20 protein-coding genes are annotated in these 21,644 nt (G+C 63.3%); 3 read left to right on the top strand and 17 right to left on the bottom strand.

Features of this window, described 5'->3' with window-relative positions:
• The first annotated feature begins 1 nt into the window (after window position 1).
• Window positions 2-1,030, top strand: a complete 1,029-nt coding sequence (locus DT068_RS18090) for an NAD(P)/FAD-dependent oxidoreductase (RefSeq protein WP_119391266.1) — start codon at window positions 2-4, stop codon at window positions 1,028-1,030.
• Here the strand turns inward: DT068_RS18090 and DT068_RS18085 are convergent.
• Window positions 1,027-2,832 (bottom strand): cation:proton antiporter domain-containing protein, encoded by a 1,806-nt coding sequence (locus DT068_RS18085; protein ID WP_119391265.1) that lies wholly within the window; start codon window positions 2,830-2,832, stop codon window positions 1,027-1,029. The two genes, DT068_RS18090 and DT068_RS18085, sit on opposite strands and share 4 nt — an antisense overlap.
• 78 nt (window positions 2,833-2,910) lie before the next feature.
• Between DT068_RS18085 and DT068_RS18080 the strand changes: the two genes are divergently transcribed.
• A complete protein-coding gene (locus tag DT068_RS18080) occupies window positions 2,911-4,020 on the top strand; it encodes a DmpA family aminopeptidase (protein ID WP_119391264.1) in 1,110 nt (369 codons plus the stop codon).
• Window positions 4,021-4,158: 138 nt separating this feature from the next.
• A complete protein-coding gene (locus tag DT068_RS18075; protein ID WP_368904805.1) occupies window positions 4,159-4,560 on the top strand; it encodes an endonuclease domain-containing protein in 402 nt (133 codons plus the stop codon).
• A gap of 119 nt (window positions 4,561-4,679) precedes the next feature.
• On the opposite strand, the gene gnd is transcribed toward DT068_RS18075, so the two are convergent.
• The 16 genes from gnd to metA all read right to left on the bottom strand — a co-directional run bounded on the left by gnd (window position 4,680) and on the right by metA (window position 21,642).
• Window positions 4,680-5,657, bottom strand: coding sequence for a phosphogluconate dehydrogenase (NAD(+)-dependent, decarboxylating) (gene gnd / locus DT068_RS18070; protein ID WP_119391263.1), 978 nt, complete (start codon window positions 5,655-5,657; stop codon window positions 4,680-4,682).
• 35 nt (window positions 5,658-5,692) lie between these two features.
• Window positions 5,693-6,358, bottom strand: a complete 666-nt coding sequence (locus tag DT068_RS18065; protein ID WP_119391262.1) for an alpha/beta hydrolase — start codon at window positions 6,356-6,358, stop codon at window positions 5,693-5,695.
• Window positions 6,355-7,308: a ring-cleaving dioxygenase gene (locus DT068_RS18060; protein ID WP_119391261.1), complete on the bottom strand. Its 954-nt coding sequence runs from the start codon at window positions 7,306-7,308 to the stop codon at window positions 6,355-6,357. The genes DT068_RS18065 and DT068_RS18060 overlap by 4 nt, the downstream gene beginning before the upstream one ends.
• Window positions 7,309-7,331: 23 nt before the next feature.
• Window positions 7,332-8,201, bottom strand: coding sequence for an MBL fold metallo-hydrolase (locus DT068_RS18055; protein WP_119391260.1), 870 nt, complete (start codon window positions 8,199-8,201; stop codon window positions 7,332-7,334).
• A 60-nt stretch (window positions 8,202-8,261) separates the two neighbouring features.
• The gene (locus DT068_RS18050) at window positions 8,262-9,173 is read right to left on the bottom strand and encodes a DMT family transporter (RefSeq protein ID WP_368904804.1); all 912 of its coding nucleotides are present in this window, start codon (window positions 9,171-9,173) and stop codon (window positions 8,262-8,264) included.
• 48 nt (window positions 9,174-9,221) lie between these two features.
• The gene (locus DT068_RS18045; RefSeq protein WP_162914284.1) at window positions 9,222-10,562 is read right to left on the bottom strand and encodes a pilus assembly protein TadG-related protein; all 1,341 of its coding nucleotides are present in this window, start codon (window positions 10,560-10,562) and stop codon (window positions 9,222-9,224) included.
• Window positions 10,563-10,580: 18 nt separating this feature from the next.
• Window positions 10,581-10,907, bottom strand: a complete 327-nt coding sequence (locus tag DT068_RS18040) for a hypothetical protein (RefSeq protein ID WP_162914283.1) — start codon at window positions 10,905-10,907, stop codon at window positions 10,581-10,583.
• Between the two features lie 267 nt (window positions 10,908-11,174).
• A complete protein-coding gene (locus DT068_RS18035; protein ID WP_119391313.1) occupies window positions 11,175-13,220 on the bottom strand; it encodes an oxidoreductase in 2,046 nt (681 codons plus the stop codon).
• A gap of 103 nt (window positions 13,221-13,323) precedes the next feature.
• On the bottom strand, window positions 13,324-14,337 hold the full coding sequence (locus tag DT068_RS18030) for a GNAT family N-acetyltransferase (protein WP_162914282.1): 1,014 nt from the start codon (window positions 14,335-14,337) through the stop codon (window positions 13,324-13,326).
• Window positions 14,338-14,707: 370 nt separating this feature from the next.
• Window positions 14,708-15,232, bottom strand: a complete 525-nt coding sequence (locus DT068_RS18025) for an EF-hand domain-containing protein (RefSeq protein WP_119391256.1) — start codon at window positions 15,230-15,232, stop codon at window positions 14,708-14,710.
• A gap of 58 nt (window positions 15,233-15,290) precedes the next feature.
• Window positions 15,291-16,466, bottom strand: coding sequence for a vWA domain-containing protein (locus DT068_RS18020; protein WP_119391255.1), 1,176 nt, complete (start codon window positions 16,464-16,466; stop codon window positions 15,291-15,293).
• A 45-nt stretch (window positions 16,467-16,511) separates the two neighbouring features.
• Complete coding sequence (locus tag DT068_RS18015; RefSeq protein ID WP_162914281.1) at window positions 16,512-17,444, bottom strand: zinc metalloprotease HtpX; 933 nt, start codon at window positions 17,442-17,444, stop codon at window positions 16,512-16,514.
• 7 nt (window positions 17,445-17,451) lie between these two features.
• Window positions 17,452-18,492 carry a YcjF family protein gene (locus tag DT068_RS18010; protein ID WP_119391253.1) on the bottom strand — a complete coding sequence of 347 codons (1,041 nt, stop codon included), beginning with the start codon at window positions 18,490-18,492 and terminating at the stop codon, window positions 17,452-17,454.
• Window positions 18,489-19,922, bottom strand: a complete 1,434-nt coding sequence (locus DT068_RS18005; protein WP_119391312.1) for a YcjX family GTP-binding protein — start codon at window positions 19,920-19,922, stop codon at window positions 18,489-18,491. The genes DT068_RS18010 and DT068_RS18005 overlap by 4 nt, the downstream gene beginning before the upstream one ends.
• Before the next feature lie 57 nt (window positions 19,923-19,979).
• Entirely contained in the window at window positions 19,980-20,501 is a 522-nt protein-coding gene (locus tag DT068_RS18000; protein ID WP_368904802.1) for a SixA phosphatase family protein, read from the bottom strand.
• Between the two features lie 223 nt (window positions 20,502-20,724).
• Window positions 20,725-21,642 (bottom strand): homoserine O-acetyltransferase MetA, encoded by a 918-nt coding sequence (gene metA, locus DT068_RS17990; protein ID WP_119391250.1) that lies wholly within the window; start codon window positions 21,640-21,642, stop codon window positions 20,725-20,727.
• Window positions 21,643-21,644 lie beyond the last annotated feature (2 nt).

Genomic DNA, 21,644 nt, shown 5'->3' with positions numbered 1-21,644 from the left:
TATGAGCGAAGAGGTGATCTCCACCGATGCCGTGATCGTGGGGGCGGGACCTTGCGGCCTGTTCGCGATCTTCGAACTGGGGCTCCTCGACATCAAATGCCATGTGGTCGACATCCTCGACCGCCCGGGCGGGCAGTGCGCCGAGCTCTACCCGGAAAAGCCGATCTATGACATCCCGGCGCTGCCGATCGTCACCGGCTCCGAGCTGACGCACCGGCTCCTCGATCAGGCCAAGCCCTTCAAGCCCGAATATCACTTCAACCAGATGGTGACCGAGCTCACCAAGCGCGAAGATGGCCGCTTCGAGCTCAAGACCGATGGCGGCCTCGTCTTCAACGCCAAGGTGGTGGTCATCGCGGCGGGCGGCGGCTCGTTCCAGCCGAAGAAGCCGCCGATCCCGGGGATCGAGGCCTATGAGGCGAAATCGGTCTTCTATTCGGTCAAGAAGATGGAGACGCTGCGCGGGCGCGACATCCTCATAGTCGGCGGCGGCGACTCCGCCCTCGACTGGACGCTCAATCTGCAACCTCTGGCCAGGAGCCTGACGCTGCTGCACCGGCGCGACGATTTCCGCGCCGCGCCCGACAGCGTGAAGAAGATGCGCGAGCTGGTGGCGGCGGGCAAGATGCAGTTCAAGCTCGGCCAGGTGACCGGGCTCACGGGCGAGGGCGGTGTCCTCGCTTCGGTGCAGGTGAAGGGCAATGAAGGCCCGTTCGACATCACTGCCAATGCCATGCTGCCCTTCTTCGGACTCACCATGAAGCTTGGACCGGTGGCCGAATGGGGACTCAATCTGCACGAGAACCTCATTCCCGTCGATACGGCGAAGTTCGAGACCTCGACGCCAGGCATCTTCGCCATCGGCGACATCAACACCTATCCGGGCAAGCTCAAGCTCATATTGTCGGGCTTCCACGAAGCGGCGCTGATGGCGCAGGAAGCCTTCCATCATATCCATCCGGGCGAGCGGCTCCTGTTCCAGTACACCACCTCGAGCTCGAGCCTGCAGAAGAAGCTGGGTGTGGCTTAGCTCTTCTCACTCGCCCGGCTGATGCCGCGGGTCTTGCGCCGGCGCAGCAGCGCCAGTTCCTCCTTGCGGTTGGGCCGGCCCAGCATCTTGCGATAGGTGTCGCGCTGCTCATGCACGGAAGCGATGGCGAGGCCCATGGCGAGCCCGGCGCCGACCAGGACCGATTCACCCAGTTGCAGTGAGGCCTCGATCGTCTCGGGCACCGCTTCGGTGACGCCGAGGCCATAGAGCTTGACGGCATGGCGGTCGTCGCGGGCGCGCGCGATGATCTGGATGTCGGCGCGTTCGGCGCGTGCCGCGACCGTCACATCCTCGACCTTCCTCGGCTGGTCCATGGTGACCGCGATGACCCTGATATGATCGAGATTGCAGGCGCGCAGGAATTCCGGGCGCGCCGCATCGCCATAGTAGATGGGCTTGCCGGCCTTGCGCTCGGCAGCGACGACCGCGGGATCGGTGTCGACGGCGATATAGGCGATGCCATGCTCCTCGAGCATCTGGCCGATGAGGCGGCCGACGCGGCCGAAGCCCGCGATGATGACCTTGGCCTCGCTGTCGGGCGGCGGTGTTTCCATCGGCATCGCGACCGCGGCCTTGAGGATCTTCCGCGACAGGGGCCGGCTCAGATAATCGAGCAGCGGGAGCGCCGCCATGGTGAGCGAAACGGTGACCAGGACCGCATCCGAGACGATCTGGTTGACGACGCCCGCGGCGACGGCCGCCGCCATGGCGATGAAGGCGAATTCACCGCCGGGTCCCAGCAGCAAAGCGGCCTCGATGCGGGCGTCCTTTCCGATCGCGAAGGGGGCGGCGGCAAGCCAGAACAGGAGCGCCTTGACGGCGATGAGGGCAAATGCCGAGAGGATGAAGGCTGCCGGGAAGGAGGCGATCTGCCTGAGATCGATGCCCATGCCGACGAGCAGGAAGAAGGCGCCGAGCAGCAGGCCCTTGAAGGGTTCGATGATGGCCTCGATCTCGCGGCGGAACTCGGTCTCGGCAAGGAGGAGTCCGGCGAGGAAGCCGCCGAGCGCCATGGACAGGCCGGCGAGGCTCGCCGCATAGCCCGCACCCACCGCGATCAGCAAGGTCGTTGCCATGAAGAGGTCGCCGCTGCGGGTCGCCGCCACGAGCCTGAGCAGCGGGCGCAGCAGGAAGCGGCCGATGACCACGATGACCGAGATGGCGATGAGCGCCTGGGCGATGGCAGTGAGGATGTCGGCGAAGGAAAAGCCCGCCTCATTGGCGCTCAGCACATTGATGAGGAGCAGGATCGGGATGACGGCCAGGTCCTGGAAGAGAAGCACCGCGAAGCTGGCGCGCCCGGTCTGCGTGCCGAGCCGCTTGGCATCGGAGAGAAGCTGGACGACGATGGCGGTCGAGGAAAGCGACAGCGCGGCGCCGACGACCAGCGCTGCGGGCGCATCGAGGCCGAGCCACAGGCCGACGAGCGTCAGGACGGTCGCGGTCACCAGCATCTGCAGGCCGCCGAGGCCGAAGACCAGCCGGCGCATGGTGATGAGCCGCTCGAAGGACAATTCGATGCCGATCAGGAAGAGAAGGAAGACAACGCCGAGCTCGGCGAGCTGGGCGAACTGGCCCGATTCGGTGAAGACGAAATTGGCGAGCCAGGGATGATCCGGGGCGAGCGCCCCCAGCATATTGGGGCCGACCAGCGCGCCGACGATGAGAAAGCCCAAGATCGAGCTGATGCCGAGCTGGCGGAATATCGGAATGACGACGCCCGCGGTGCCGAGGAAGATCAGCGCTTCCTTGTAGGCGGAGGGATCGACGGGTGAGGCCATGGAAAGTCCGGGACTTGCTTGGTCGCTTCAGTGTGTGCGAAGCCACGGCACCTTGCAAAGAAGAATCGAGGCGCCGCCATGAATTCCCACAAGACCACTCCCGCTGGCAAGACACGTGGACGCGGGCTTAAGCTGCCCTTTCCCGGCGCGCCGGGCGAGCATAATGCAATCACCGATGTAGCCGGTGTCGAGGTCGGGGTAACGACGCTGATTTCAGGCGCGGGCAAGCTCGTCGTGGGCGCGGGGCCGGTGCGCACCGGCGTCACCGCCATCCTGCCGCGCGGCCGCGGCAAGGCGCAGGTGCCTTGCGCCGCGGGCTCCTACGCCCTCAACGGCAATGGCGAGATGACGGGCACCATCTGGATCGAGGAATCGGGTGAGCTGCAGACCCCGATCACCATCACCAACACGCATTCCTGCGGCATCGCGCGCGATGCGACGATCGAATGGCTGGTGCGTCATGGGGGCGGCAACGTGCAGGATTGGGGACTTCCCGTCGCGGCCGAGACCTATGACGGCGACCTCAACGATATCAACGGCTTCCACGTGAAGGCTGAGCATGTGATTCAAGCGCTGGAAGGGGCGCGGGGCGGGCCCGTGGAGCAGGGCAGTGTCGGCGGCGGCACCGGCATGATCTGCTACGACTTCAAGGGCGGCAACGGCACGGCGTCACGGGTGGTGAAGGTGGCGGGCCGCAACCATACGGTCGGCGCCTTCGTGCAATCCAATTTCGGCCAGCGCCCGGAATGCACCATCCTCGGCGTTCCCGCCGGCCGGCATCTTACCGGCGATGAACTGCGCGGCAAGCCCGCGGGCTCGATCATCGTCGTCATCGCCACCGACGCACCGCTTGAGGCGCATCAGCTCAAGCGCATCGCGAGAAGGGTGCCGATCGGCCTCGCCCGCACCGGCGGCATCGGCCATAACAGCTCCGGCGACATCTTCCTCGCCTTTTCGACCGCCAACGAGGCGGCCTTCACCGCAAAGCGCGGCGAATTGCGGCGGATGGAGGCGGTCGGCACTGGCGACATCGATCCCCTGTTCGAAGCGACGATCGAGGCGACGGAGGAGGCGATCATCGACAGCATGATCGCCAACGAGACGATGGAGGGACGCGACGGCAATCGATCGGTCGCACTGCCGCATGACCAGCTGATCGATGTGATGAAGAAATATGGGAGGATGTAGTTTCCCCTTCCCGCAAGGGCGATGGGTATCGCATATGAATTTCTAAACCAGGCAAGTCCTCTCCAAATTTTCTCCCTCGCCCGTTGCGAAGCAATGGGAGAGGGTGCCCGAAGGGCGGGTGAGGGCTCTTAAGCTGGCGTGCTGGAGATCGTTGCGATACCTTTCGTCATGGCTCTCACCGAGGAAAAGCGCCTTGAACAGGCCCGCCGACTGCGCCGTAGCCAGACGCCGGCAGAGGCGCGCTTGTGGTCAGGCTTGCGTGGTCGTCGTCTCCAGAACCACAAATTCCATCGCCAATACCCGATCGGACCGTTCACAGTCGATTTTCTGTGCCGCGATGCCCGCCTTGTGGTCGAATTGGATGGCGCGACACATTCGGAGGACCATGAGATCGCCTATGATACCAAGCGGACGGCGTATCTACGATCACAAGGATACAGAGTGCTTCGCGTTCTGAATGACGATGTCTATCATCGCTTCAACGATGTGATGGACATGATCCTGCTGGCTCTGGCTGGGGATATTTCAGAAGCAAAGTAAGAGCCCTCACCCGCCCTTCGGGCACCCTCTCCCATTGCTTCGCAACGGGCGAGGGGGAAAGCTTGGCGAGAGCTCGCTTAGGAATTCACAGGAACTCATTCGCGACAGCCTAAAGCGGATCACTTCTTCTGCTCGACATGGCCGCCGAATTCATAGCGCATGGCGGACAGGAGCTTCTCCGCGTAGGTATGGTCGCGGCGCGAGCGGAAGCGGGTATAGAGGGCCGTCGTCAGCACATCGGCGGGCACGGCCTCCTCTATCGCCGCTTCCACCGTCCAACGGCCTTCGCCTGAATCGGCGACGGAGCCCGTGAAGGTCTTGAGGTCGCTGTCGCGGGTCAAAGCAATGGCGCAGAGGTCGAGCAGCCAGGATGAAATGACGCTGCCGCGCCGCCAGACCTCGGCGAGATCAGCCATGTCGAAGGTGAAGCGCTCGTCTTCCGGCAAAGCCTCGCTCGATTTGTTGCGCAGGATGTCGAAGCCTTCGGCATAGGCCTGCATGAGGCCGTATTCGATGCCGTTGTGGATCATCTTGGCGAAGTGGCCGGAGCCTGCCGGCCCGCAATGGACATAGCCATGCTCGGCACGCGGATCGCGCTTCTCGCGGCCGGGTGTGCGATCGATCTTGCCGAGACCGGGAGCGAGGCAGGCGAAGATGGGGTCGAGATGCGCGACGATATCCTGGTCGCCGCCGATCATCATGCAATAGCCGCGCTCCAATCCCCACACCCCGCCCGAGGTGCCGACATCGACATAATTGATGCCCTTCGCCCGCAAGGTCCTGGCGCGACGGATGTCGTCCTTGTAGAAGCTGTTGCCGCCATCGATCAGGATGTCGCCCGTGCTCATTTCGGCGGCGACCTCGGCCAGGACCTTTTCGGTGATCTCGCCCGCCGGCAGCATGAGCCACACAGCGCGGGGCGCCTTCAGCTTCTTCAGCATATCGGCCGAATCCTTCGACGCCAGGCCGCCGGCGCCCGCGACGTCCTTCACCGCATCCTGGTTGCGGTCGAGCACCACGCATTTGTGTCCGCCGCGCAGGAGGCGGCGGGCAATGTTGCCGCCCATGCGTCCGAGGCCGATGATACCGATATCCATATGTGTGTTTCCCCGTTCAGGTCAGTGAAAGCATGTCATGCGACGGCTGCGGGTGCCAGTATGCCCCTGGCATGCGCAATCTCATCGTCATTTATGATGTGGTCGCTGCCGGGATAGAGGCGCCAGGTCACTTTCGCGCCCAGCGTTTCGAAATGAGCGGCGGTTTCGGTGACGCGGCGTGCGGGGATGAAAGGATCCTTCTCGCGGCAGCCCAGGAAAATGGGCGTGCCGGCAAGACTCCCCTGGTCCTGCCGGACCATCGGCTCGGGACCGATGAGACCGCCGCTGAAGCCCAGGACGCCGGCATAGCGCCGAGCGTTGCGGGCGGCGAATTCGCTGGCGAGGCAGGCGCCCTGTGAGAAGCCGGCGAGGAAAATCTGATCGCCAATGCCGAAGCCCAGCTCAGCCACGGCGGCGAGAATGGCGCCGACGCGGTCGAGGGCGCGGCTCAAATAGGGCTCGTTGCTGATGATGGGCGCCATGAAGGCTCCCGGATACCAGCTGCCGGTCTCGGCATCGGGCGCCAGGAAGCAGAGGCCGGGCTGGGCCAAACGGTCGGCAAGCGGCAGGATGACCTCACCGCTGGCATGGCGGCCATGGATGAGAATGACCACCTTGTCGGCTTCGGCCAGAGGCGCACCTGCAACATGAAGACCATGCGCCTTGATGAGACGGGCAGCATCCGTGGGCTTTATCTTCATGCGAGCGGCTTCAACCCGGCTTCAATGCTGGCGCGGCGCGCTTCGAGAAAGGGCGGCAGCGACAGGCGCTCGCCCAGGCTGGCCAGCGGCTCATCCACCGCAAAACCCGGCCCGTCGGTGGCGATCTCGAACAGGATGCCGTTGGGCTCGCGGAAATAGAGCGAGCGGAAATAATAACGCTCGACCTCACCGCTGTTGGGCAGCTTGAAGCTTGTGAGCCGCGCCGTCCATTGATGCAGCGCTTCGACACTTGGCGTGCGGAAGGCGACGTGATGGACGCCGCCGGCACCCTGGCCGGCAGCCGGCAGATGCGGCTCGACGGCGAGGTGGAGCTCGGCTGCCGCACCGCCATCGCCCATCGAGAAGACATGGAGGGATGTCTTGCCGTTGCCGAGCGGGTGCTCGCGCGTCTCGCTCATATTGAGGATCCGGGTGAGGACGGCGGCTGTCGGCTTCAGATCCGGCACCGAGAGCGTGATCGGGCCGAGCCCGCGAATCTGATGCGCCTCGGGAACGCTGCTGGCGCTCCACGGATTGCTTTCGCCTCTGCCCTTGTCATCGATGAGGCGCAGGCGCTGACCTTCCGGATCCTCGAAATCGAGTGACGTGAAACCGGCGACCTCGCCGATTTCGCCGGTCTTCACCTTGTGGGCCAGCAAGCGGTCGCGCCACCAGGCGAGGCTTGCCTCGCCGGCGACCCTGAGCGCCGTGCGCGAGATGCTATGGGTGCCGCGCCGCTCGCGCGCGACCGGCCAGTCGAAGAAGGTGACATCACTGCCCGGGCTTGCTTTGCCGTCGGCATAGAAGAGATGATAGGCGCTCGTATCGTCCTGATTGACGGTCTTCTTCACCAGGCGGAGCCCCAGCACCTTCGTGTAGAAAGCGAGATTGCCGGGCGCGTCGGCGGTGATGGCGGTCAGATGATGAATGCCGCTCAATTGGTCGGCCATGGCGGTCTCCCTGAAAGCTTTTTCTAGATTCGGTTGAGCGGCACCTTGAGATAGACATTGCCATCCGGATCGGGTGGCGGAAAATGCCCGGCATTCATGTTGACCTGGATCGAGGGGATGATGAGCCGCGGCGTGCCGAGCTTCTTGTCGCGCGCCGTGCGCATGGCGACGAACTCGTCCTCGCTGACGCCTTCGCGGACATGAATATTACCGGCGCGCTCGGCGGCCACCGTCGTCTCCCAGGCGAAGAAGTCGCGGCCCGGCGCCTTGTAGTCATGGCACAGGAAGAGCCTGGTATCCGGAGGCAGCGACAGCACCTTCTGGATCGAGCGATAGAGCTGGCGGGCATCGCCGCCGGGGAAATCAGCACGGGCGGTGCCGAAATCCGGCATGAACAGCGTGTCGCCGATGAAGGCGGCATCGCCAATGACAAAAGTCATGCAGGCAGGCGTGTGGCCCGGCGTGTGCATGGCATGGGCCTCGATCGAGCCGACGGCGAAACGGTCGCCATCGCCGAACAGATGATCGAACTGGCTGCCGTCGCGCTGAAAGTCCGTTCCGGCGTTGAAGATCCTGCCGAACGTGTCCTGCACGACCTTGATTTTCTCGCCGATGCCGAGCCTGCCGCCCAGTTTCTCCTGGATATAGGGAGCGGCGGAGAGATGGTCGGCATGGACATGGGTCTCGAGAATCCAGTCGAGCTCCAGCCTGTTGCGGCGGACGTGATCGATCACCCTGTCGGCGGACTGGAAGGAGGTCCGTCCGGCAGAAGGGTCGTAATCGAGAACCGAATCGACGATGGCGCAGATGCGGGTCGCGGGATCGCTGACGACATAACTCACCGTGTTGGTGGCTTCATCGAAGAACCCCTGAACATCGGGATGGCTGGCCATGATCTCCTCCTGATGCCGGTTTCGGCGGGAATGCCAGGCGGAGGATAGACCGGAATTGTGTCAGGCGCGACGGGGTTTGAGGAGGACAAGAAGCCGCCCGTCGATCAGGGCGAGCCCCAGGGCGATGGTCGCCATACCAATGACGTGGTGGCTGTCGAGGCTCTCGCCAAGGAAGGTCATGCCCAGCAGAATGGCGCTGACCGGGACGAGAAAAGTGACGAGGACGATGTTGGTCGCGCCGGCGCGCTTCAGGATAGTGAAATAGAGGATATAAGCGAGCGAGGTGCACAACAGAGCGAGACCCGCCACGGCAAGCCAGGCCGACACGGGCGGCGCCGACAGGCGCCAGGGCATGTCGATGGCGAGCATCAGCGGCAGGAGAATCAAGGTGGAGGCGGCGGTCTGACCGGCCGCGGTCACCAGCGGAGGCGTTTCGGAGAAACGCCGGCCGAAGACGCTGGCGAAGGCATAGGATATGGCGGCGCCGATGATGGCGAGCTGCGGCAGCAGGGATCCCGACTGCGCCGCCAGCATGTCGGTTCCCATCATGGCGGCGACGCCGGAAAGTCCGATCAGGGCGCCGAGAAGACGGTTCCAGGACAGCTTCTCATCGCTGGTGAGCAGGTTGGCGGCGATCACCGTGAAGAAGGGGGTTGTGGCGTTCAGGATGGCGGCGAGCCCTGAGGCGACTTCGTGCTGGCCCCAGACGATGAGGCTGAAAGGAATGGCGTTATTGATCAGCCCCATGACGAGGAAATCACGCCAGATGCCCCGCCGGCGCAGCGGCAGGAGGCCCATTGCCCAGGCGCACAGCCACAGGCCGAGGCTGCCCAGGCTCACGCGCAGGAAGACAATGGTGAAAGTGGGCAGATCGACGAGCGCCACGGCATAGAGGAAAAACGAACCTCCCCAGACGATGCTGAGGAGGATGAGCATGGCCCATTCGGCGGGGCCCATGACACGGCTGATCATGCGGATGGTCTAGCCGGCTTTGGCCGGCGCGACCACCCGATTCACGACCTATTTGGAGACGAACATGGTGCGCGCCAGGCTGTCGCGGATGATGCCGAAGGCAGTCACCAGCTCTTCATTGGTATCGACGTCGAAGAAGTACTTGTCCGGCGGGTCGGGGGGATCTTCGCCCGCCGCCACATTGTCGAGGTTGACCGACGCGCAATCCTTCAGGCGCTTTTCCGTATCCGCATCGGCCAGATCGAAGGAAACAGTGATGACGCGGATACCCGCGTCCTTCATCTTCTGGCACTGAACCTCCAGATTGGCCTCGGCCTGAGCAACGGAGAGGGCATTGTTCGGCCCGTTGCCGGGGCTCGTCTGCTTCCCATCGGTCAGCAGCACCACCGCCTTCAGCGTTTCCTCGGTGTTCTCCGTGGCCGCATAGGGCAGATTGGGCGTCAGCAGGTGCCAGGCGGTCTCCATGCCGAGCGATATATGCGTGTTGCCATATGGGATCATCTCGGTGATCTGCGTATTCGTCGCGGCATGATCGGTCGACAGCGGCCTCACATTCAACTTGTTGGTCGAGAAATACGAGCAGCTGGCCTTGAAGAACTTCGTCGAATTGTACGTCGTGCCGGTGTTGGGTGTTTCGGAACTGAGATTGTAGGGATAGTTGCGGTCATCGACGCAGCTGGTCGTCGTCGTGGTGCCGGTCTGGCCATAATAGTAATTCTTGGGCATAGTGACGCGCACCGCGTGCGAGAACGGCACCAGGCCGAATTCGACATCGGTATTGGTGAGGTTCTGTGACAGATATTTGACCAGCTTGCTGGCCTCATCGCGCATGCTCATGTATTTCTGCGTGCCGCCGACAGTCTCGTACATCGAGCTCGAGTAGTCCATGACGAGCACGATCTGACCCTTATGATAGTCGGAGAAAATCGGCAGCGTGACGGTGCTCGATATGGTGCCGTCCTCATTGTTGCCGATCGACATTTCTTCGAAACCGCCAATGCTCGTCAGTGTCGTCGGTATGGAGCCTTTGGCCGTCATGGTGAGAGTGTTGTCGACGGTGTTGACGGACACGTCCGTCTCCAGATTGGCATCGGTCAGCTCATCACTCTGGGCCAGATTGCTATCGAAGACCGCGTTGGCGATGTCCTTCCAGCTGTCGTTGCCGGTTCCATAGGCGGCGGCGGCAGAGAGGGCGGCGGCGTCGGTTGCCGCCTGGACATGGACACGGGCCGAAGACAGGCGGCTCGAGTCAACGGCGATGCCGGTGATCATGACTATCGGAATGGCGCTGATCGCGAATATGGGCGCCACGCTGGCCTTGTCGCCGGCGAAAAAGTGATTCAGGGCGGAGCGCGCCTTGAGCCATGTCTTGAAAGTTTCCGTGTGCATGAGGTTGCGATCCATGGATCAGAGGTTTTCCAGAACGGAGAGTGCCGTGTCGGTGTAGGCAGTGCAGAAAGCGGGCGTGTCATCGCCGATATCGGCGGCGATGTTGTCGAAGATGTCGTTGATCGTATCGGAAGAGGCGTCCGTGTTGGTGACGCGGGTCTCGATGATGTCCTGCAGCTTGCTCAGCTGAACTTCATCGACAGAGAGCTCGCATTTGCGCACCGCGATAAGGACCTTGTAATAGGTCTCGAGCGATTCAGCCCGGGCGGGCGCCGTGCCCATGAAGGTTGTTGCGATGGCCGCCTGGAGAGCGATGACGATGCTGCCCAATATCCTGCGTGACATTTCGAAGCCGTCCCTGAACAAAAAAGCGAAGATCGAGTAGACGGCAACCTAAAAGCGGCGTCTGATCCAGGAATTAAAAGAATTGTTCGAATTTTTCCTATCGCGCCCACCAACATGGGAGCACAGGTTTAGCCTTAATAGCATCTTTACCACTGCGCAGACATCAGTCGGCGCATTTAGGGATCGATTAAGGATGCAGGGGAACCGTGACGCCGGGACATCTGACGCAGTGTCGCAATCAACACAAGGAAACGTCGGTCGTATATCTCAGAAAACCCTGCATAACCTCAGCGCGTCATAGATTGCCGCGTGAATATTGCGCGAAGCGACGGCGTCGCCGATGCGAAAGAGCTGAAACTTGCCCGAGGGATTGGTGCGTATCGCCTGCGGCCGGGCGACGACAAAGGCTTCATGATCGAGCTCGCCGCGGTTGCTCGATTCTTCCTTGAGGTCGAAATAGAGATCGGCAAGAGGCGATGTTCCGTTCTCGATGACGACCTGATCGACCAGCCGGGTGGAATAGTCTGCCTCGCCATAGGTGTTCCACAAGGTGGCGAGGATCTTGTTGCCCTGACGCTTGAGCGTGCGCACCCGGGTCATGGTGGTGATCCGCACGTTGCGCCGGGTGAAGGCCTGCATATAGGGCACCAGATTGAGCCCGCCGATTTCCGCGGCAAAGATGCGTTCAGGACTCGCGATCTCGAGGGTCGAGCCCGTCTCGGCGATGAGTTCGGCCGCCGCCATGCCGGGATGCGCGCCATTGTCGTCAAAGACCAGGACGTCCTCGGCCGGTTTCACATCGCCGGACAGTATATCCCAGCTCGATACGGCGAGATCGGCGCCTTCCTCGATCGCCATGTTCTGCGGCAGGCCGCCGGTCGCGACAATGACGATGTCGGCGTCGAGCGATCTTACATCCGCCGCCTCGACGAAATGGTTGTACTTCACGCTGACGCCGAGCCGCTCGCACTGCTCGGCGCGCCAGTCGGCAATGCCGATGAGCTCGCGCCGGCGCCTGGCCTGGCTTGCCAGCCGGATCTGACCGCCGGGATTGCCCGACGCCTCGAACAGGATCACCTCATGGCCGCGCTCGCCCGAGACGCGTGCCGCTTCGAGGCCGGCGGGACCGGCGCCGATGATGGCGATCTTCCGGCGCTTGCCCGTCGTGCGGGTGACTACCTGCGGCAGCGAGGCTTCGCGGCCGGTCGCCGGATTGTGGATGCACAGCGTGTCGTAGCCTTCATAGAGGCGATCGAGGCAATAGGTGGCGCCGACGCAAGGGCGAATCTCGCTTTCGCGCCCCTCGGCGATCTTTTTGACGATATGAGGATCGGCGATATGGGCGCGCGTCATGCCGACCATGTCGAGCTTGCCTTCGGCGACCGCATGACGCGCCGTCGCCACGTCGTTGATGCGTGCCGCATGGAAGACCGGGAAGCGGGTGAGGGCGCGCACTTCGCCGGCAAAATTGAGATGCGGCGAAGCCTGCATGCCCATGACCGGAATGACCCGGGCAAGCGGGGCATCGTGCTCGATATGGCCGCGGATGATGTTGAGGAAATCGACGAGGCCGGAATTCTTGAGCTTGTGGCAGATCTCGAGGCCCTCCTGCTTGGAGAGCCCCTTGTCCCAATCCTCATCCGCCACTAGGCGGCAGCCGACGATGAAATCCGGCCCCACCGCCTTGCGCACCGCCTCGAGCACCCGCATGGTGAAGCGCAGCCGGTTGTCGATCGAGCCATTGTAGTCGTCGGTGCGCAGGTTGGTCGCCGGCGACCAGAAGGCATCCATCAGATGGCCGTAGCATTCGAACTCGAAGCCATCGAGGCCGGCCGCCTTCATGCGCTGGGCGGCTGCCGCGTAGTCGGCGATGATGCGGTCAAAATCCCAATCCTCCATCTCCTTGGGAAAGGCGCGATGCGCCGGCTCGCGCACCGGCGAGGGGGAGAGGATCGGGAGCCAGTCCCCCTTGTTCCAGTTGGTGCGGCGCCCGAGATGGGTGAGCTGGATCATCACGGCAGCGCCATGCTCATGGCACTCATCGGCCAGCTTGCGCAGCCAGGGCACGATCTCGTCCTTGTAAGCGAGGAGGTTGCCGAAAGCGGGCGGTGAATCGCGCGAGACGACGGCGGAACCGGCGGTCATGGTCAAAGCGATGCCGCCTTTGGCCTTCTCGACATGATAGAGCCGATAGCGGTCCTTCGGCATGCCGTCTTCGTGGTAGTTCGGCTCATGCGCCGTCGACATGATCCGGTTGCGGAGTGTCAGATGCTTGATTGTGTAAGGCTGGAGGAGGGGATCGTTGGCGCGGATGAGGGTGGTGGCTGGCATGTCAACTGTCTTGCTGGGCTTCCGTTGACAGTCTGTCACGCCTATTGCGGCAGTGCCAGCCTATTACGGTGCGGCGAAAGGACAGTCAGGCCGAGAAGAAGCGCGTGAAGCGGGTGCGGATCGTAGCCGGCGCCGAATGGTAAAAGCGCCGGACGAGCGGCCGCAGCAGGGAGAGATAGCCATGACCATAGACCATCCCGGCCATCGACAAGGGGGTGTGGAACTCATGGACCGCCACGCGGCCATTGCTCCAGGACTGCTTGTGGGGATCGCCCGGAATCATCAGGTCGAAGACCTGCATGCCATCCCGAATGGCCTGACGCTGGGATAGATCCATGTGAAGCCGCGCCGGCGAGGCATCCGTGAGGGTGGTGTCATGCGCGGTGATGAAACCGAAATGGGCCCCGCCGCAGCGCAGCCCGATCTCCCAGGAGATGGGACGGTCGCCCGCCGTCAGGCAGGAGATGACGAGCGAAAAAGCGCCGCCCGTGCTGCGCGAGAGATCGCGCAGGAAGGAGTCGAACAGGGGACACAGCAAGGGCTTGCTGTAGAGGCCGCGTTCCGAAAGCCATTGGCGTTTTTGCGCGACGGCCTGCTCCATGGCGCGATCCATGGCGCTGCCGGGGGATAACATGCGGAAGCTGACCGGCCCCATGGCCTCGAGGGACTTCCTGATCTTGTTGCGGCGCTTGCGCTGCTCGCGCGTGTAGCGCTGGTCGTAGGCTGTTTCGGTCGGGTAGGCCGTCAGGTCGAGAAAGGGCGCCTCATCGGGCTCGCCGGCACGGTAGAAGTTTTCCGCCAGGAAGGGGTGAATGGCCGAATCGGCCCGCACATGGCGCAGACGAAGGCAATCTATGCCCTTGAGCCGGCGCAGGAATTCCATGGCGCTACGGCACCAGGGACGGGCATCCGTGCCGGAACGAACCAGTATGTCGCCATATTGCGCAAAGGGATCGGTGAACCAGCGCAGGATGGTGAGGGGGCCGCTGCGCACTTTCATGAGCGGCCACAGGAACATCAGGACGCCATCCTGGTAGCCGGTGACGATGCAGGGCTCTATGCCTTTCTCAGGCTTCGCATAGCGGCGAGCCCAAGCCATGCACCATTCAGCACTCTGGAAAACGCCTGCAGGTCGGGCGCATGCCTGATGCAGGTCGTGCCAGTCACCCGACAGCTGCTCGAGCGCGGCCAGATCGGTGACGAGCGATATATGCCCGTGGTGCGGCGGCGCAAGGTCGCGGATAGCGAGGCTCGTAGAGCCTTCTCCCCGTGCAAAATCTGCGGTGAGCGAAAATTCTCGCTGTGGTTGCATTGCTGTCCTGACCCGATCTGTGCCGAGGAGACACAGTTGCAGGAAATCCCTGCAACTTGATTGCCAGGAAACGGACTATGGTTAGGAAAGGTTAAATTCGGGCCGGACGGGCAGAAAAGAGAGACCCGCAGAGCAAAGCCCTGAGGGCCGCCTTCAGTTACTGCTGCTCCGGGCCATTGCCGCCGCCGTCATCATCCCTGTCGTCGTCACGATCATGGTCGCGCCAGCGCCGCTTGCCGCCATCCCGGCGATCCTCCTTGCTGACGGCGCCATCGCCATTGCGGTCGCGGTTGGCGACGATGCGGGACAGCGGCTCCTTGTATTCATCGAGAGTCACGCTCGCATCGCCATTGGGGTCGAGCTGCTGGAACTCACGCACCATCTGCTTGCGGTGCGCCTCGAGCCACAGAGCCTCGAACTCCTTGAGGTTCATGGTTCCGTTCTTGTCGGCATCGAACCTGCCGAACCAGTCGGTGCGGTTGGTGTCGACTTCCTGCTGCGTCACCTTGCCGTCCTTGTTCGCGTCATAGCGTTCCATGAAGCCGCGCATCATGCCACCGTGGCGGCCGCCCCATCCGCCACCCCAGTGCCCCCGGTCGGCGAGCGCCGCCGTGGCAAGGGTGCCGATGCCCAGCGTGGACAGGGCGACGGTGATGAGGATGAGCCTGGTCTTGTTGTGCATTCTGATCTCCTGGGTTGATACCCATAAGACGAGAACCCGCCGTCATTCCGTCGTCGATTTAGCGCGTCAGCTCGCGCATGGCCTTGTCGAGGCCTTCGAGCGTCAAAGGAAACATGCGGCCGGCCAGAAGACGGCTGATGAGATCGGTCGAGGCCGTGTAGGTCCAATAGCGTTCGGGCGTCGGGTTGAGCCAGATGACCTTGGGATAGATATGGGTCATGCGCTCGAGCCAGAGAAGGCCGGGCTCCTCATTGAAATGCTCGACCGAGCCGCCGGCATGCGTGATCTCGTAAGGGCTCATGGCGGCATCGCCGACAAAGATGACCTTGTAGTCGCAGGGATAGGTGTGCAGCACCTTCCAGGTCTCGACCGGCTCGTCATGGCGCCGGCGATTGCTCCGCCACACTTTCTCGTAAAGGCAATTGTGGAAGTAGAAATACTCCATGTGCTTGAACTCGGCGCGCGCCGCCGAGAACAATTCCTCGCACAGGCGGATGAAGGGATCCATCGAGCCGCCGACATCGAAGAACAGCAGCACCTTCACCGTGTTGCGCCGTTCGGGCACCAGTTTCAGATCGAGATAGCCCTTGCTGGCGGTCGAGCGGATCGTGCCGCCGAGGTCAAGCTCCTCAGGCGCGCCTTCGCGCGCGAATTTGCGCAGGCGGCGCAATGCCAGCTTGATGTTGCGGGTACCGAGCTCGATCGTGTCGTCGAGATCCTTGTAGTCGCGGCGGTCCCACACCTTGACGGCGCAATTGTTGCGGTTCCTGTCCTGGCCGATACGGACACCCTCGGGATTGTAGCCATAGGCGCCGAAGGGCGAGGTGCCGGCCGTTCCGATCCATTTGCTGCCGCCCTGGTGACGCCCTTTCTGCTCGGCCAGGCGCTTTCTCAGTTCCTCCATGATCTTGTCCCAGCCGCCGAGCGACTCGATGAGCTTCTTCTCCTCCGCGGTGAGGAACTTCTCGGTGAGCCTGCGCAGCCACTCTTCCGGTATTTCGGCAAGAAGGGCATCGACCGGCGCATCGAGCCCCTTGAAGACATGGCCGAAGACGCGATCGAACCTGTCGAGATTGCGCTCGTCCTTCACCAGCGCGGTGCGCGCGAGGTAATAGAAATCCTCGACATGGAAGCGCGCCAGGCCCGCATCCATCGCTTCCATCAGGGTGAGATATTCCTTGAGCGTGACCGGGATACCGGAAGCCTTGAGCTCATGGAAGAAAGTCAGAAACATGCTTGATCTTGTGCAAGGCTGGATGGTCGGGTCAAGCCCGACCACTCAGTACCATATCCCCATGCGGTGCCAGTGGATGCGCGGATTGCGGATCGGCGGAACGATGGAAGGGCCGGGCTCGGGCCTCGTGGTGCTGACCACGATCTGAGGCCCGGCGTCGCCGGTGAGCGCCATCAGGCGCGCAACCCGATCCTTGGTCGCGGGATGGGTGCGCAGCAAGGACGGGCTCGGCACGCGCCCGGCCGGAAACAGGCCTTCCCAGATGTGACCCTGGCGGCGTTCGAGCGTATCGAGGGCGGAAGCGAGGCCGGCGGGATCGCCGGTCAATGCGGCGCCATCGAGATCGGCATCATATTCGCGCGTGCGCGACAGGCCCAGCTGCAACAGTCCGCCAAGGGTCGGCGCGAAGATCAACAGCAGGATGCCGAGCCAGGGTATGTCCATTCCCGCGCCGAACAGGGCAGGAATGCCGATGAGACCCAGCATCGCCATGAAGCTCGTGATGCGGGTCAAGACATCGGCGAGCGCCATCACCTTCAGATCGCCGGAGCGGATATGCGATGTCTCATGAGCGAGGATGCCGGCGAGCTGACGCATATTCATGGCGCGCACCAGGCCGTCGGTGATGGCGATCGCCGAATCCTGGGCCGTGCCGACAGCGAAGGCGTTGAGGAGCTTGCTCGGCACATAATAGAGCTGCGGGACGGAAGAAAGCTCGGCGCGCCGCGCCAGCTCGCGCATCACCCGATGAACGTCAGGCAGTTCGTCGGGCGACAGCGGGCGGGCCTTGTAGAGAGTGAGCACCACCTTGGGCGAGACGCGGCTCATCATCCACAGGCCGACGGCGCCGAAGATCGCGGCCCAGATGAGACCGGTCGGCCCGTAGACCGTCCAGGCGATGACGGCGAGAAGCAGGGCCGATCCGCCGATCAGGAACGCCGTATGGAGCGCGTTGCGCACGTCATGGCTGCGCCTCACTGCGTGATCAAGACGGGGAGGGGACATTTTCCTTGCCTTCGCTGCCGAAATTCACAAGCTCGCGCACCAGGCTCGCCAGCGTCTCCTTGGCTTCGGCATCCTGTGGAATGGGCCGGCAGACATCGAGCGCGGCAAGGCCGATGCGGGCGGTGAGGATACCATTGACCGCGCCTTCGCCAAAGCGCGCCGACAGGCGACCGATCAGGCCCTTGCCGACCACATGCTGGATGACGCTGTCGGAAAGGGCGAGACCGCCGGTGACCGCGAGATGGCCAATCACCATGCGGGCAAGACGCAAGGTCGAGAGCGTCGAGGGCCTGCCGCCATAGAGGGTGGCGATCTCGCGCAGCATGCGCAAATTCTGCGCCGCGACGAACAGGATGTCGAAGGCGGCGGCCGGCGTCACCGCGGTCAGCATGGTCACGCGGCGGCTGCGACGCGCGATGATGCGGTGCGCTTCCTCGTCGAAGCCGCTGACGAGATCGCGGTCGGCGAGACGGATGCGATCCTTCGCGTCCATCACGTCCCGCTCATGCTCGGCGAGCGACTTCAGTCCCCAGGCGGCATCATGGCGGCCGCCATAGACGTTCCTGAGGGCCAGGAGCACCCGCCGTGCGGCGGCATCATCGTCGTGATTGAGGGCGCGCGCCGCATCGGCCTGGACGTGCTCGATGCGGTTGAGACGCAACAGGCCCCAGATCTCGCGGATGATGATGGCGAGCGCGGCGAGGCCGGCGAGCCCGGCGAGGCCGACGCCGAGCCAGCCGAGATACTGCGAGCGGGCGAAGAGCTGCTCGATCAGATTGCCGGCGGACAGGCCGGCCCACAGGACGAAGAGGCCAAAGAGCGCTGAAACCAGAAGCGAGCCCCAGCGCAGGCTGCGTGATGACGGCAAGGGAGCCGGCGGCACCACGACGATGTCCCGACCCTGGGGCTCCGGGTCGAATTTGATCTTGTCCGGGGCGATGGCGCGCGGGGCGCGGCGCACTTTATCGGGCCGAGGCGCCGGGTCGATGCGGAAGGCCTGCGGTCTGCGGTGATCATTCATTGGAAGCGATCTCCCAGCAGGAATTCAAGCGTGCGATCAAGGCGAATATGCGGGAAGCTTTTTCCCACTGTCAAAGGCGGCCGGAATTTCACGAAATGCAGCGCTCCCTCGAGGCCGCCCCTGAGAGCCTCCTGCGGATCGGCGGGGAGATCGCCGGGGAAGATCGCCGCTTCGGTCTCGCCGTTGAAAACCTGGCCGCCGATCGTCTCGCCCTGCTGCGGGATGCCGACGATGCAGGCGAGCTCCTCACCCTTCTGCTTCACCGTCGCCTCGCGCGTCGCGCGGATGGCGGCGAGGCCGGCAATATCAATATCGGCGCCAAAATATTCGGCACGCGCGGCGGCGTCCTTGACGATCAGATCGAGGATCGCTTCCAGCCGGTCATGGCTCGTATGGTGGATGAGGTCGGCCTTGGCGGCGGCGAAGACGATGCGCTCGATGCGCCGGCCGAACATGGCGGAGGCCCATGAGTTCGAGCCCTGGCGGAACGCCTGGAGCACGTCGCCCAGCGCCTTCTGCAGATCGCGCATCGCATCGGCGCCGGCATTGAGGGCGGTCAGGGCATCGACGAGCACGATCTGGCAGTCGAGCCGGGCAAAATGGCCGAAGAAGAACGGCTTCACCACCTTGGCGGCATAGGAGTCATAGCGCCGCGCCATCAGCGCTCCCAGCGAGCCGCGCGGCAGGTCGGCATCGGCGGCGACATCGAGCGGCGCAAAAGTGAGGAGCGGAGAGCCGGCAAGATCGCCCGGCATCAGGAAGCGCCCGGGTGGCAGAGCCGAAAGCGACACGTCGCCGCCGCGGCATCGGGCGAGATAGGATGTAAAGAGCTCGGCCGCCTTGACGGCGTGCTGCTCATCAGCCGGTGCCAGGGGATCGAGCGTGGCCAGGAAAGAGTGCCAGTCGCGCGCCAGGGCCTGGCGGGGAGCGAGGCGGCTCGCCGCCACCGTCTCAGCCGACCATTGCTCGTAAGACAGGCCGAGCAGGGGCAGGTCGAGCAGCCATTCGCCCGGATAGTCGACGATGTCGACATGGAGGCGATGGCGGCCGAAACGGCGGGCGATGAAACCCTGCGGGGTGTAGTCGACGGTCAGCCTGAGCTGGCTCAGACGCCGCGTGCTCTCCGGCCATTGCCGGTCATCGGCGGTCAGCCGGGCAAGATGATCCTCATAGGCGAAACGCGGCAGGTCATCGTCGGGCTGGGGCTCGAGATAGGCGCGAGTGATCCGCCCTTGCGCCTGCGCATCGAACAAAGGCAGCCGCGTCTGGTTGAGCAAAGCGTGGACGAGGGCGGTGATGAAGACCGTCTTGCCGGATCGGGCAAGGCCAGTGACGCCAAGACGAAGGCTCGGCGTGCCGAGGCCCGACGCAAAATCCTTGAGGCCGCCCGCCGCGATGCGTGCGCTGTCGAAGAATGATGTGCGTTTCAATGCGTCATGGCCCAGATTCGCCCCATAGTTGGGGGCATAAGCGGCCTTGCGCAAGTGCTAAGTTATTGGCTCTTTTGCCAGATCGCGCGGGCGCACGAAGAAGGCGAGCGTGCCCTTGCCGTCCTCGATATTGCCCCAGTCCGACGTCTCGAAGGTGATCACGGCGAGAGCGCCGGTCGGATATTTCTCCGCGACGCGCTTGCGCAGTTTCGCATCGCCCTTGCCGATCAGGCGCTGCGCCAGGCGCTCGATCGAGGGATTGTGGCCGACGACCAGCACCGATCTGGCGGTATCGGACTTGGCCCTTACAGTGTCGAGAATGCGCCCGCCATTGCCGAAATCATAAAGCGCGTCTTCCATCAGGAGACGCGGCGACGCCTTGAGCTCGGTCGCGGCGAGCTTCCAGGTCTCGCGCGCCCGGCGTGCCGGCGAGCACAGGACGAGGTCGGGAACGAGCTTCTGGGCATTCATGAAGCGCCCGACCAAGGGTGCTGCCTTCTGCCCGCGCGGATTGAGGGGACGGTCATGATCGTCCAGACCGGGATCGGTCCAGCTCGATTTGGCGTGCCGCAGCAGCATGAGGCGAAGCATGGTGCGACGAACTATAGTCGGTTTGTGACAGGGGAGCGACAGGGCCCGCCATCAGGCAAGCGACTTGCGCATGAGCAAAGCCGGAAGGTCAGGCCATCATCCTTGTTGATGCAGATCGGGTAGTAGAAATCCATGATCTCGCGCATATGCGAGAGCAGGAAATCGGGGGAGCGGAAATCGGGGAGGGGCTTCACGCGATCTCCCCCGATTCCTATTTGCCGATATCGGCGAGCGCGAAGGGGGTCGACTGGTAGACCTCGTTGATCCAGTTGCCGAACAGGAGATGGGCGTGGCTGCGCCAGCGGTTCTCCGGCACGGCATGGGGATCATTGCCGGGGTAATAGTTCTTCGGCAGCTCGATCGGCTTGTTGGCTTTCACATCGCGCCAATATTCCTCGCCGAGCGAGGCCGAGTCATACTCGACATGGTTGAACATGTAGAGAGACCGGTGCGCCTTGTCCTCGATCATGCAGAGGCCGGCTTCATCCGATTCCATCAGTATCTCGAGGCCGCTGCCGGCTGGGATGTCGGCGCGGCGATTCTCCGTCCAGCGCGAGACCGGGATGGAGAAGTCATCGGAGAAACCGCGCAGATAGGGCGAGGCGGGCTTCAGGTTCCTGTGGCGATAGACGCCGAAGCGCTTCTGCGTCAGCGCGTGCTTGGGCACGCCATGGAAATGATAGAGGCCGGCCTGGGCGCCCCAGCAGATATGGAAACTCGAATGAACATTGGTCTGCGTCCAGTCGAAGACGCGCTGCAACTCGTCCCAATAGGTGACATCGGCGAAATCGAGAAGCTCGATCGGGGCACCCGTTACGATGAAGCCGTCGAACTTCTCCGCCTTCACATCCTCCCAGTCGCGATAGAAGGCGATGATGTGGTCGTTGGGCGTGTTCTTCGGCACGTGATTGGTCATCTTGACGAGCGTCATCTCGACCTGCAGCGGGGTGGCGCCGACAAGGCGCGCGAACTGCGTCTCGGTCCGGATCTTGTTCGGCATAAGGTTGAGGAGGCCTATGCGAAGGGCGCGGATATCCTGGCGGGCGGCGGTCGCCTCGCTCATCACCATCACGCCTTCCTGTTCGAGCGTGGCGCGGGCGGGCAGGTCGTTCGGAATCTTGATGGGCATGG

Source organism: Taklimakanibacter lacteus, assembly GCA_003576695.1.
Taxonomy (GTDB): domain Bacteria; phylum Pseudomonadota; class Alphaproteobacteria; order Rhizobiales; family Aestuariivirgaceae; genus Taklimakanibacter; species Taklimakanibacter lacteus.
This window is presented reverse-complemented; position numbering and strand designations above follow the sequence as displayed.

Bases quoted from the DNA above. Each gene is read 5' to 3' on its own strand.
- DT068_RS18080 (WP_119391264.1), top strand. From the start codon at position 2,911: ATGAATTCCCACAAGACCACTCCCGCTGGCAAGACACGTGGACGCGGG.
- DT068_RS18085 (WP_119391265.1), bottom strand. From the start codon at position 2,832: ATGGCCTCACCCGTCGATCCCTCCGCCTACAAGGAAGCGCTGATCTTC.
- DT068_RS18055 (WP_119391260.1), bottom strand. From the start codon at position 8,201: ATGGCCAGCCATCCCGATGTTCAGGGGTTCTTCGATGAAGCCACCAAC.
- DT068_RS18040 (WP_162914283.1), bottom strand. From the start codon at position 10,907: ATGTCACGCAGGATATTGGGCAGCATCGTCATCGCTCTCCAGGCGGCC.
- gnd (WP_119391263.1), bottom strand. From the start codon at position 5,657: ATGGATATCGGTATCATCGGCCTCGGACGCATGGGCGGCAACATTGCC.
- DT068_RS18030 (WP_162914282.1), bottom strand. From the start codon at position 14,337: ATGGCTTGGGCTCGCCGCTATGCGAAGCCTGAGAAAGGCATAGAGCCC.
- DT068_RS18045 (WP_162914284.1), bottom strand. From the start codon at position 10,562: ATGCACACGGAAACTTTCAAGACATGGCTCAAGGCGCGCTCCGCCCTG.
- DT068_RS18090 (WP_119391266.1), top strand. From the start codon at position 2: ATGAGCGAAGAGGTGATCTCCACCGATGCCGTGATCGTGGGGGCGGGA.
- DT068_RS18050 (WP_368904804.1), bottom strand. From the start codon at position 9,173: ATGATCAGCCGTGTCATGGGCCCCGCCGAATGGGCCATGCTCATCCTC.
- DT068_RS18025 (WP_119391256.1), bottom strand. From the start codon at position 15,232: ATGCACAACAAGACCAGGCTCATCCTCATCACCGTCGCCCTGTCCACG.
- DT068_RS18000 (WP_368904802.1), bottom strand. From the start codon at position 20,501: ATGCTGCTGCGGCACGCCAAATCGAGCTGGACCGATCCCGGTCTGGAC.
- DT068_RS18020 (WP_119391255.1), bottom strand. From the start codon at position 16,466: ATGTTTCTGACTTTCTTCCATGAGCTCAAGGCTTCCGGTATCCCGGTC.
- DT068_RS18010 (WP_119391253.1), bottom strand. From the start codon at position 18,492: ATGAATGATCACCGCAGACCGCAGGCCTTCCGCATCGACCCGGCGCCT.
- metA (WP_119391250.1), bottom strand. From the start codon at position 21,642: ATGCCCATCAAGATTCCGAACGACCTGCCCGCCCGCGCCACGCTCGAA.
- DT068_RS18065 (WP_119391262.1), bottom strand. From the start codon at position 6,358: ATGAAGATAAAGCCCACGGATGCTGCCCGTCTCATCAAGGCGCATGGT.
- DT068_RS18060 (WP_119391261.1), bottom strand. From the start codon at position 7,308: ATGGCCGACCAATTGAGCGGCATTCATCATCTGACCGCCATCACCGCC.